The 11,066-nt window shown below is 35.7% G+C and carries 9 protein-coding genes and 3 pseudogenes; 6 read left to right on the top strand and 6 right to left on the bottom strand.

Translation table 11 applies throughout. From position 1 onward, the window contains the following. The 3 genes and pseudogenes from PW5551_RS10010 to PW5551_RS10000 form a co-directional block, all read left to right on the top strand. A pseudogene (locus PW5551_RS10010) lies at positions 1–227 on the top strand (methyl-accepting chemotaxis protein); the annotation flags it as partial. Further along, positions 228–1,019: a GntR family transcriptional regulator gene (locus PW5551_RS10005; protein ID WP_113075627.1), complete on the top strand. Its 792-nt coding sequence runs from the start codon at positions 228–230 to the stop codon at positions 1,017–1,019. Positions 1,020–1,267: 248 nt separating this feature from the next. After that, positions 1,268–1,894: a class II aldolase/adducin family protein gene (locus PW5551_RS10000; RefSeq protein WP_199562305.1), complete on the top strand. Its 627-nt coding sequence runs from the start codon at positions 1,268–1,270 to the stop codon at positions 1,892–1,894. Positions 1,895–2,034: 140 nt separating this feature from the next. On the opposite strand, the gene PW5551_RS10890 is transcribed toward PW5551_RS10000, so the two are convergent. After that, the gene (locus PW5551_RS10890) at positions 2,035–2,172 is read right to left on the bottom strand and encodes a GNAT family N-acetyltransferase (protein ID WP_370445949.1); all 138 of its coding nucleotides are present in this window, start codon (positions 2,170–2,172) and stop codon (positions 2,035–2,037) included. Positions 2,173–2,196: 24 nt separating this feature from the next. On the opposite strand from PW5551_RS10890, the pseudogene PW5551_RS09990 reads away from it, so the two are divergent. Next, a pseudogene (locus PW5551_RS09990) lies at positions 2,197–2,562 on the top strand (terminase TerL endonuclease subunit); the annotation flags it as partial. Further along, a pseudogene (locus PW5551_RS10885) lies at positions 2,486–3,256 on the top strand (Fic family protein); the annotation flags it as partial. The pseudogenes PW5551_RS09990 and PW5551_RS10885, both read left to right, overlap by 77 nt. A 383-nt stretch (positions 3,257–3,639) precedes the next feature. Here PW5551_RS10885 and PW5551_RS09975 read toward each other — a convergent pair. Genes PW5551_RS09975 through PW5551_RS09955 form a run of 5 tightly spaced genes read right to left on the bottom strand, consistent with a single transcriptional unit; the run spans position 3,640 to position 10,074 of the window. Next, a complete protein-coding gene (locus PW5551_RS09975; RefSeq protein ID WP_113075626.1) occupies positions 3,640–6,741 on the bottom strand; it encodes a type I restriction endonuclease subunit R in 3,102 nt (1,033 codons plus the stop codon). Further along, positions 6,738–8,009 carry a restriction endonuclease subunit S gene (locus PW5551_RS09970; protein WP_113075625.1) on the bottom strand — a complete coding sequence of 424 codons (1,272 nt, stop codon included), beginning with the start codon at positions 8,007–8,009 and terminating at the stop codon, positions 6,738–6,740. Before PW5551_RS09970 ends, PW5551_RS09975 begins: the two co-directional genes overlap by 4 nt. After that, complete coding sequence (locus tag PW5551_RS09965; RefSeq protein WP_113075624.1) at positions 8,006–8,263, bottom strand: GIY-YIG nuclease family protein; 258 nt, start codon at positions 8,261–8,263, stop codon at positions 8,006–8,008. Before PW5551_RS09965 ends, PW5551_RS09970 begins: the two co-directional genes overlap by 4 nt. Then, a complete protein-coding gene (locus PW5551_RS09960) occupies positions 8,256–9,848 on the bottom strand; it encodes a type I restriction-modification system subunit M (protein ID WP_113075623.1) in 1,593 nt (530 codons plus the stop codon). The genes PW5551_RS09965 and PW5551_RS09960 overlap by 8 nt, the downstream gene beginning before the upstream one ends. 4 nt (positions 9,849–9,852) lie before the next feature. Then, entirely contained in the window at positions 9,853–10,074 is a 222-nt protein-coding gene (locus PW5551_RS09955; RefSeq protein ID WP_113075628.1) for a helix-turn-helix transcriptional regulator, read from the bottom strand. Positions 10,075–10,676: 602 nt separating this feature from the next. Between PW5551_RS09955 and PW5551_RS09950 the strand changes: the two genes are divergently transcribed. Further along, positions 10,677–11,021: an Rpn family recombination-promoting nuclease/putative transposase gene (locus PW5551_RS09950; RefSeq protein ID WP_113075622.1), complete on the top strand. Its 345-nt coding sequence runs from the start codon at positions 10,677–10,679 to the stop codon at positions 11,019–11,021. Positions 11,022–11,066: the final 45 nt, after the last annotated feature.

The following is an 11,066-nucleotide window of genomic DNA, read 5'->3' as shown; positions in this document are numbered from 1 at the left end:
GAAACATGACAGCAAGTGCCCAAGAGCAAAGTGCAAGTGCGCAAGAGATGAGTTCAGCGATGGACAGGGTGGCGAAAGCGATAACAGAAATAAGTGAAGAAATAGAAGGATCAAGGGGAGTAATAGACAATCAACTAAGACAAGCGATAGGGATAAACGAAGAAGCAAAAGAGTTAAGTGAAATATCAACAGAGTTAAAAGGATTAGTTGAGAGTTTTAAGATATAATTGATAATAAGCAAGGAAACTTTAGTATTAGAGAAGGTGAATATTAAGTTGGCAGATTTTTTAGAAAGAAAAAGATCACCATTGAGTGCGATAGTGAAAGAAAAAATTATAGAATACATAGAACAGAAGGATTTAAAACCAGGAGAGAAACTCCCTTCAGAAACAGATTTTGTAAATATATTTAATATTAGTAGAGTAACGTTGAGAGAAGCTATAGCTCAACTATCTCAAGAAGGCATAGTTTATAAAAAGCAAGGGAAGGGAACTTTTTTAAGAAAAAAGCCATTAAAAATGGAAAGCGGGGTGGAAAATTTAGGTGGTGTCACAGAGGTTATCGAAAATCTTAATTATGAACCCAGCACCGAATACATAAAAGTAGAAATTACAGAACCAACTAAAGAAATAAAAGAAAAGTTAGATCTTAAAGAAGGCGAAAAAATTGTTACTTACTACCGCAAGAGATATGCGAATAAAGAGTTTGCCGTGTATTCTATAAGTTCAGTTCCAATAAAAATTTTCAAAGAGAATATACCAAAATTTTTCCCAAAAGAATCTATGATCAGATATTTTGAAGAGGATTTAGGAATAACCATAAATGGGGCTTTGGCGGAAATTCAGCCGTTTTTTTTCGATAAAAAAGAAGCTAAAAGTTTGAAAATAAGCGAGGATATTTTATTTTTATTATTAAAGCAAACTGTTTATGATTATTCAAGTTTGCCTATTATTTATTCATTAGATTATTATAACGCTACTTTATTTAAATTTTATTTGAATAGAAAAAGGATTCATTAAATTTTAAAGAGTTTTATAATTTGTCCTTTTTTATTAATAGGATTTATCTTTGATTATTTTCTTATAGCAGCTAATGATAACATTTTAAAATATAGAAGTTAGAAAAATGGAAAAACAAAAACGTTAGATAAAGATGTGATATCGAAGAGTATTTTTATAAATCTGAATTTTGGTTTAATTGTTAAAAGCAGTTTTTAAATTTATAAAGGCACCATAAAATTAAAAATCGAAGGAGATAATATAAAACTATGATAAAAGAAGAAATTTTAAACATTACTAAAAAAATAAATGAATTTGGACTTGTTAAAGGAACATGGGGTAATGTTTCTATTAAAAATGGAGAAAAAATATACATTACTCCTTCGGGTGTTCCTTATGATACCCTGAAAGAGAACGATATAGTTGAAGTAGATTTGGAGGGGAATATTTTATCAGGTAAAAATCCTTCTTCGGAGCTACCTACGCATTTAAAAATATATGCTGCAAGAGCAGATGTAAAAGTAGTGATTCACACACATCCAATTTATGCTACTGCAGTTTCATTGATCGTCGATCATATTCCGCCGTTAGTTGAAGACAGTGTTATGTTATTAGGAAGTAAAATAAACGTTGCGGAATATGCATTGCCTGGAACAAAGAGATTAGGGGAAAACAGTGTTTCCGCTTTAGGAAGCAATAATGCGGTCATTCTAAAAAATCATGGATTAATAACTGTTGGTGAAACTTGGTCTGAAGCACTAATAGCTTCATTAATATGCGAAAAAACTGCTCAAATTTTTTTAGAGGCATTAAAGAGCGGTTTAAAAATATCTGAAATATCATCAGAAGATTCTTCCATTTTAAGAGAGAAATACCTTTCTTCTTATAGACAATAGAAATGGACATATAAAAACCAAAGTTACCTTTATATTTATTTTATATCGTTCGAATAGATTAGCAATTCATCTATTTTGTACCAACCAGTTCTTTCCCAAAATGTTTTACCCAATTGATTTTCATCATAAACATAAAGGTGTTATTTCATTATGCCTTTTTTCTTTAGATTATCAAAAACTAAGTTTACCAGTTTCGTTCCTATTCCTTTTCTTCTGTAATCTTTATCAATAGCGAGATGGTAGAGATAACCTCTTCTACCGTCTTCGCGGTATAAAATTGCGCCTATTATTTTACCAATTACAAAATTGCCTTTGACCCCTGGGGCGTTGTGCAGATGGTGCAGAACTTGGAGGGAATGGGCTTCACGGTAGTGCCTTTTTCAGGACTTCAAGGATATGTCGCCTCCAACGAAGAAATTGATGAAGCTGACCTTGGAGCAGAAAAATGCTCACGGCGGTCATCCAGTCCTGTGCTGGATGATGGACAACATCTTCATCTGTAAAGATCTGGGCGGAAACATAAAAGCAAACAAAGAAAAACCACAGGGAAAATCGACGGTGCTGTGTCCACTATTATGGGACTTGACCGCACTGTGCAATCGACTGATCAAAGAAACCCATGCGGTTTTGATGGAAGGTGTACGAGGTCAGGAAAAAAGCCCCGGTGAGTTTTAGATATTCGCAGAACTGGATTGGCGGTCAAGGCAGCACATTAAAAAATGCCAGATACATTCCTCCGTCTCCGGATGATATGATTGATGCAATGTCCGACCTCGAAAAATACATCAATGCTGATGACGATTTGGATTCACTGATTCGTGCAGCTTTGATACACTACCAGTTCGAGACCATCCACTCATTCCTTGATGGAAATGGCCGTGTTGGACGTTTGCTGATTACGCTGTTCTTGATGGAAAAAAAGTTCTGACTACTCCGGCGCTGTATATTTCGTATTTCCTGAAGAAAAACCGTGTGGAATATTACGACCGCTTGACTGAAGTAAGAGAAAAAGGCAATTACGAACAGTGGATAAAATTCTTTTTGCAGGCTATCATGGAGTCTGCCGAAGATGCTACTAACACAATCGATGAACTGATTGTCCTGCACGATGCAAATGTGGATGTAATATCAAAAATGGGCCGCTCAGCAAAAAATGCAATGCTTGTTTTCAACTACTTGGAAACCAATCCCATTATAGAGATCCGAAAAACTGCAGAGGCTTTAGATATCGCTTTCAACACGTTCTCAAGTGCTGTTTCCCGCTTAGTCGATGCAGGTATTCTCGTTCAAACATCCAAGACCAGCAGAAACCATACCCTTGCATATGAAGCATATCTGGATATTCTGCGCAAAGGAACTTGAAACAACAAACCGCCAATAATACCATTATTTCAAGTTTGCGTTTTAAAATTAAATAAAACCTTGTTTGAAAAGCATCTATCGCAAGATAGGCGCTTTTCTTATATCCATTTTTAGAAGGGAGAGTGATGTAAACGGTAAAATAAAAATTTTCTAGGTTATATGCAATTGTAAGAATTTGCAACATGTCCTCCACAGTAAGCTATGAGGTATCTTTTAGATGCTGAATAATACCAATTTTTGATAATTCATTATATAGCTAAGTTACATAATTGGATAAAATCAACTTTTACTTTTAAGTTGCTTCTTCTTGGTTTTTGTTTTGGAAGTAAATCATGTTCAATAATTTTACCGATTCAAAATGCTCCTTCATCACACGATATAGACTAGACCAATCTTAAATACTTCTCAAAGAATTTACGTAACTTTTCAATAATACTTTGCTTTTTCGCTGCTCGATCACCACTAAAGAGAGATACGGGAGGCATGATTTTATCAATAGCTGTACCAGTTGTTTTAAGCATTCCATCCCGAAAAGCATTGTCAACGAAACGTCTGGTTTCTTCAGGTTTTAATTTTTCTTCTTCGATAATTGCTGTAATATCTTCTTCTTTGCGTTTATACAAAAATTTTTGCCATTCTTCATCTACTTTTGTTGTAACATTAACTTGCTTTATAAAGTCTTCAATAAGTTCTTTTTTGCTACGAAGTTCAATGCTTGAATTAATTGCCTTGTCAATGGTTGTAAGAATGGTTTTATCCTTGCAGTTGGATTCTTGGTATTTGGCCACAAGCATTAAGATATAATCAATGTTTACCTCAATCTGACGGATTAGTTCTATCTCAAAGACAATATCATCATTAATGGTTTCCTTGTCACTATCAGTCCCTTTTCTGTATTCCTGATATAGGTCAATATAAGTACTCTGGTAATCCTGAAAATCTCTTTCGGGCAAAATTTCGTTTCCTTCAAAGTCATCGAAAGCAGTAAGAATATTCTTAAGTCTGAGGATAGCTCCATACAGACGTATAAATTCCTTTTGGGCATCTTCACCAGTTATAGTTTGTCCGAGGGGATACTGTGTAGTAAGGGTTTCAATCAGCTCTTTATAGCCCGGCTTATGCTCCCCTTTTTCATCATAGCCATTATAGTAGTCATGATATGTTTTTAGAAGAACAATACTTTTTGCATCCTTATTGCCGAAAAGGGCAAGCGCCTTGTCTGTTTCTTCTTTTAAATCCCTGAAACAAACGATATTTCCGTAGGTCTTAACACTGTTTAAAATACGGTTTGTTCTTGAAAATGCTTGAATGAGTCCATGTTGTCTTAAATTTTTATCTACCCAAAGAGTATTGAGGGTAGTGGCATCAAAACCCGTAAGAAACATATTCACGACAATTAATATATCGATCTCTCGGTTTTTTGTACGTAGAGATAAGTCTTTATAGTAGTTTTGGAATTTGTCCGCTGAGGTATCATAATTTGTGTTGAAAGTTGTATTGTAATCTTTGATAGCTGACTCTAAAAAATCCCTTGAGCTCTGGTCAAGATTTCCCATGTTAAAATCCTCGTCTGGCAATAAACCACCAGGTTCTTCCTCGTTGGGACTAAAACTAAAAATAGTGGCTATAATTAGATTACGGTTCTTTTCTTTTATTTGGTTTTTAAATTCATTGTAATACTTGATTGCCATTGGGATAGATGCAGCAGCAAATATAGAATTAAAACCCGCAACAAGCCTTGTTTCACGCTTCTCTACCCTTTTCTTTGGATTTTGTTTGTCCGTTTCCTCCCACTTTGCAGAAATTGTATAAAAGCTACTGCGCTTGGTTTTTTGATCAAAATGTTCGAGAACATAAGAAACAATTTCACTAATTCGCTGTGGGTCAGCCAAAGCTTTCTCACGGTCTATATTATAGACTTTTTTATCCTGGATTTGCTCCGGCATCTTGATGGTATTGATAAAATCTATTCTGAAAGGTAATACATTCCTGTCATTAATTGCATCCACAATGGTATAGGTGTGCAGTTTCTCACCAAAGGCCTGCTCTGTTGTCCGAAATAGTGGGTTCCCCCCTGAATTGGAATTTGTAGCAAAAATCGGTGTTCCGGTAAATCCGAAAATATGGTAATTCTTAAAGCTCTTTGTAATGGCCTGATGCATACTACCAAACTGAGAGCGGTGACACTCATCGAAAATCATCACAACATGTTTTTTATAAACATCATGTTGTTTATTTTTACGGATAAAGATATCAAGCTTTTGAATTGTGGTTACAATGATTTTATATTCATGAGGATTTCCTTTTTCGTCTTTATCCTCCAGTTGCCTTTGCAGAACCCTGGTGGAGTTGTTCCCGTTTGCAGCTCCTTTTTGAAAGCGGTCGTATTCCTTCATCGTCTGATAGTCTAAGTCTTTACGATCCACAACAAAAAGAACCTTATCCACAAAAGACAGATTAGAAACCAATTGGGCTGTTTTAAAACTGGTCAATGTCTTTCCAGAACCTGTTGTGTGCCAAATATAGCCGCCTGCAGCGGTTGTTCCCGTTTTTTTATAGTTATTTGATAAAACTATACGAGATAATATGCGTTCCGCAGCAGCAATTTGATAAGGACGCATAACAAGGAGTAGTTCTTCGGAGGTAAAAACACAGTACTTGGTCAGAACGTTTAAGAGCGTATGTTTTGAAAAGAATGTCCTGGTAAAATCCACAAGGTCGGGGATGGTTTTATTGTTAGCATCAGCCCAAAAGCTTGTAAACTCGAAACTATGGCTTGTTTTTTTGCTTCTTTTGCTTTGGCTGTTGTTTAGCTCACGGATATGATTATTTCGGGTTGTGTTGCTATAATACTTGGTATGTGTTCCATTGGAAATGACAAAAATCTGCACATATTCAAATAAACCTGACCCCGCCCAAAAACTGTCACGCTGGTATCGATTAATTTGATTAAAGGCTTCACGAATTGCTACTCCACGCCGTTTAAGTTCCACATGAACAAGTGGCAGTCCATTGACGAGAATTGTCACATCATAACGAGTGCCATATGTCCCCTTTGATTCCTCGTATTGATTAATGACCTGCAGACGATTATTATGGATATTCTTTTTATCCAAAAGGTAAATATTTTTCGTTGACCCATCATCTCGCCTTAGTATCTGTATATAATCATCCTGTATTTTTCGGGTCTTTTCTATAATGCCTTCATTGCTGTTAGCAATACACTTTGTGTAAAAACTGTTCCATTCACTATCTGTAAATTTAAAACCATTCAGTAATTCAAGCTGTTTTTGCAAGTTGTCAACCAAGTCGGCTTCCTTATGTATCGGTAAATATTTATACCCTTGGCTCTCCAATAAATCAATTAAATCCCGTTCCATATCTGCCTCGCTCTGATAATTTTTTGAGCGAACAGCATATTCTGCCGCATATTCAGCAACTACAGTTGCCTCATCTGTACTTGTTACAATATTATATATACTCATGATTTCATCTCCTTAAAACTCAACAATTTATCCCGATAATACTCATACTGCTTTTGTCTTGCCTCAATCTCGGCAGGTAGACCGCTTGTTAAATCGTTACATAAAGCATCAAACCGGTCGAGGATTGCGACGATCTCTCGCTGAACAGGTAGTGGGGGGAGGGGGAACCTATATTTTTTTAATCTTACCATTTCGACAGAATGAAAATTCCCAACTGAAGTATTGTTTTTGCACCATTGATCAATAATAAAACAATAGTAATAAAAAAATTTCATATTCAATTTATCAACATATTGTTTTTTTATACTTAAAAAAGTAAATCTTTGATTTGCTAATGCTTCAACCGTTAACAGTGCATGCTCACCAATTGTTGCTGAAGTAGCTAATATAATTGAATTTGCAGGAAAGAGTTTTCCTTTTACTGCCTGTGGAGTAATATGTTGAATAGAATCAGATAATATTCTCCCGTTTTTTCTAATATCTTCCATTCTAAACCAAGGCAATGAACCATTTTCCCAATATGTCGGATTACTTTTAGATGGGGTATAACCGTTCTTAATATTGAATACTTCTTCAAGTGTCCTAAATTCTACTTCATCCCCAAAGGTCAACAATTTATCCCGATAATATTCATACTGCTTTTGTCTTGCTGTAAGCTCCGCTGTCAGCTCTGTTGTAAGCTCTTTTACAAGCTCTGTGAAATTGTCTAAAATGCGGACAATTTCCTGCTGTACAGGCAGCGGGGGGACGGGGATAACAACTTTCTCCATTTTCTCCTTTGATACATTGAAGCGTGTCACTCCATTTGCTGTTCGAATAATCTGTTTTCTAATTTCCTTTGAGCGAAACAGATACTTTGAGAAATCTGGCAAAAGCAAATCTTTATCTATCAAACGGAAACCAAAACAAAAACTATTTAAATACAACTTTTCGTTCGTTTCCTTCGTTAAAACCGATGATATTCCACACTCATTAGGTGTTTCAGATGAGCCAGTAAAAAGAATATCTCCATGTTTAACTGTGTTTTGTTTTTCGTTTTCTCCAATCTTAACCATATCGCTGATTTCAGTATCTACGGCTAAATTGGAGTAAACGTTCATATATGTAATGAACTTTGCATTGCCATTGGCAAAATCGTGTTTTGATTTACCACTAAGGCCTCCATAAAAGTATCCAATCTCGCCAAGCCGTTTATAAGATACCCCATCAGGGCAAAGTTCAGCAATCAATTCATTTAGCCTATTGGGCTGACAATCTAACTCACTCATTCACTCATCTCCTTAAGCTTGTTCTTTATCCATTCTCTTCCACTTCCTGTTTTAAAGTATTTTTCTCTTGCAACAGCATCTTCAAGAGATGGTACTTGCTCTGAATATACTATTTTTACAGGCTTGTACAGTTTAGTGTGATTTGCTCCTCTACCCAAACAGTGCTCATTGTATCCGCGTTCTAAATTATTCGTATGTCCTTTATAAAGTGAGCCATCATCACAAAGAATTATATACACATACCACTTATTCATTAGCACACCCCTGCCTGCCAGCAGGCAGGTCAATTTCCGCAATAATCTTATCAATCTCTTCTCTTAACACCTGTTCTCTTGCCACAATTTTTTCTATTTCAGCGTTGAGTTTGACAATATCAATTTTTTCTCTTGTGTCCTGCTGTTCCACATAATTAGAAACAGACAGGTTGTAATCCTGATCTACGATTTCGTTATTTGGTACAAGTTTTGAAAAATATTCAATATCCTTTCTGTCTTTAAAGGCATTAAGAATTTTTTCAATATTCTCCTGAGTCAGCTTGTTATTATTTGTGACCTTGACAAATTCTTTGGATGCATCAATAAACAAGGTCTTGTTTTCATTCTTGGATTTTTTAAGAACCATGATACAAGTAGCAATGCCTGTACCATAAAACAGATTTGAGGGCAACTGAATGATGCAATCAATGTAGTTGTTGTCAATAAGGTATTTTCTAATTTTCTTCTCAGCCCCTCCTCTATACATCACACCTGGGAAGCAGACGATCGCCGCTGTTCCATTTGTTGCAAGCCAAGAAAGACTGTGCATAATAAAAGCAAGGTCTGCCTTGGATTTAGGTGCTAACACCCCTGCTGGTGAAAAACGGGGATCATTAATCAAAATGGGATCGTCATCTCCTTTCCATTTAATGGAGTATGGAGGATTGGAAACAATGGCTTCAAAGGGCTCATCATCCCAATGTTGAGGATCCGTTAGCGTATCCCCAAGGGCAATGTCGAATTTATCATAATCAATATCGTGCAGGAACATATTAATTCGGCATAAGTTGTAGGTTGTGATGTTGATTTCTTGCCCAAAAAATCCCTGTCGCACATTTTCTTTCCCAAGAATTTTGGCAAATTTGAGTAACAAAGAGCCAGAACCACAGGCAGGATCATATACTTTGTTGACTTCTTTTTTCCCCACAATAGTCAATTGAGTAAGTAATTCAGAAACCTCCTGTGGAGTATAATATTCACCACCACTTTTTCCTGCATTGGATGCATACATACCCATCAAAAATTCATAGGCATCACCAAATGCGTCGATTGAATTATCTTTGAAGTTTCCTAGTTTCATTTCAGCAATGGAATTTAGTAACTTGACTAACTTTTCATTTCGTTTTGTCACTGTTCCGCCCAGCTTATTACTGTTTACATCAATATCATCAAATAAGCCTTTGAAATTATCTTCGCTTTCTGTTCCTCGGGCAGAGGCTTCAATATTCTTAAAAATACGTTGCAGTGTTTCGTTTAAATTTTCATCATCCTTCGCATGGGCACGAACATTCTGAAAAAGCTCACTAGGCAAAATAAAAAAGCCTTTTGTTTTAACTAGTTCTTCTCGAGCCCGCTCTGCTATGTTATCAGGCAGCTTAGCGTAGTCAAATGTACTATCCCCAGCTTCATGTTCTTCAGCGTTAATGTAGGCGGTGATATTTTCAGATATGTAACGGTAAAAGAGTATTCCAAGGACATATTGCTTAAAGTCCCAGCCATCTACACTACCTCTAAGGTCATTTGCTATATTCCATATAGTGCGGTGTAATTCTGCGCGTTCTTGTCCGTTTTTATTATCAGTCATAATTTTACTTCCTTTCTTCAGTCGAATTCGGCACTAATTCCATAATATCTTCAAAATTTACTTTGAGTGCTGAACATACTTTTATTAAAACATCCATGCTAACATTCTCGTTTCTTGAAAGCTTTGATATAGATGATGGACTGATCTTCGCTGCTGCTTGTAAATCTTTCTTCTTCATATCCCGATCAATTAGTAATTTCCAAAGCTTTTTATAGCTTACGGTCATTTGTTCAGTCATTTTACCACCTCGCTAACATTAGTATGGTTAATTATAACAGAAAAACTTCAAGTTTACAATTTTTTTAAGTTAAAATTGAATATTTTATACAATATGGCATTTTTTTTGATAACAGGTGTTTTGTGTTTTTGTGAGGCTGTGTTAAACAAGACATATCTTAGGAAGGGTAGCCTTTTCAATCATTCTATCGGTTAGTTCCATATCAACTGCCTCCAATTTTCCTTGCCCACTTTAAAAAGAGGCAAGGATATGAAATTGTTTCAAATTTGCTTTTATTCCCCTTTTTGAAGGATAAATATAATAGAAATTCCCCTCTTGAGAGGGGTGGATGCGACGTTCTTTGTCGCAGCCGGGGTGTGGTCACAGACGGGGAAGTTGCTTTTGATTTACCTTCACAGAAGCAGAATTTCAGGGTGTGGTACATATAATTTGCTAAAAGCAAATTAAAGAGTAACTACCCTGTCTGTAGCACAAAACGCTGCATCCACCCCTTCGAGGAAGGGGAATTTTACTTCAAAACCAAAACCATCACTTCTATGGTATAATTTAAATAGAAAACTTCAATCCTACAAACAAAGCGAGGACAACTAATGAATGAAATAAACAATCCACACGATGCCTTTTTCAAAAGAAACTTTGGAGACATAGAAGTAGCAAAAGATTTTCTACGAAACTACTTACCAGAAAAAGTAGCGCAAGCGATAGACTTAGAACATATAGAAAAAGAAAATGGAAGCTATGTAGATGAGGGATTTCAAAATGCACAATCAGATTTGCTGTGGAAAACCAAAATAGACAACCAAGAAGGAATAATATATACATATTATTTGAGCACAAAGAGTTATAAAGACAAGAAAGTCATATTCCAATTATTAAAATACATACTACAAATAATGGGAAGAAAAATAATGAACAAAACAGAAAAACAAAGATAACCAATAACTAATAACCGTATAAGATACGTATACCAATGGATGAAA

The organism is Petrotoga sp. 9PW.55.5.1 (assembly GCF_003265365.1).
GTDB lineage: Bacteria > Thermotogota > Thermotogae > Petrotogales > Petrotogaceae > Petrotoga.
This window is presented reverse-complemented; position numbering and strand designations above follow the sequence as displayed.

Bases quoted from the DNA above. Each gene is read 5' to 3' on its own strand.
- PW5551_RS09955 (WP_113075628.1), bottom strand. From the start codon at position 10,074: ATGACCGTAAGCTATAAAAAGCTTTGGAAATTACTAATTGATCGGGAT.
- PW5551_RS09950 (WP_113075622.1), top strand. From the start codon at position 10,677: ATGAATGAAATAAACAATCCACACGATGCCTTTTTCAAAAGAAACTTT.
- PW5551_RS09960 (WP_113075623.1), bottom strand. From the start codon at position 9,848: ATGACTGATAATAAAAACGGACAAGAACGCGCAGAATTACACCGCACT.
- PW5551_RS10000 (WP_199562305.1), top strand. From the start codon at position 1,268: ATGATAAAAGAAGAAATTTTAAACATTACTAAAAAAATAAATGAATTT.
- PW5551_RS09965 (WP_113075624.1), bottom strand. From the start codon at position 8,263: ATGAATAAGTGGTATGTGTATATAATTCTTTGTGATGATGGCTCACTT.
- PW5551_RS09970 (WP_113075625.1), bottom strand. From the start codon at position 8,009: ATGAGTGAGTTAGATTGTCAGCCCAATAGGCTAAATGAATTGATTGCT.
- PW5551_RS09975 (WP_113075626.1), bottom strand. From the start codon at position 6,741: ATGAGTATATATAATATTGTAACAAGTACAGATGAGGCAACTGTAGTT.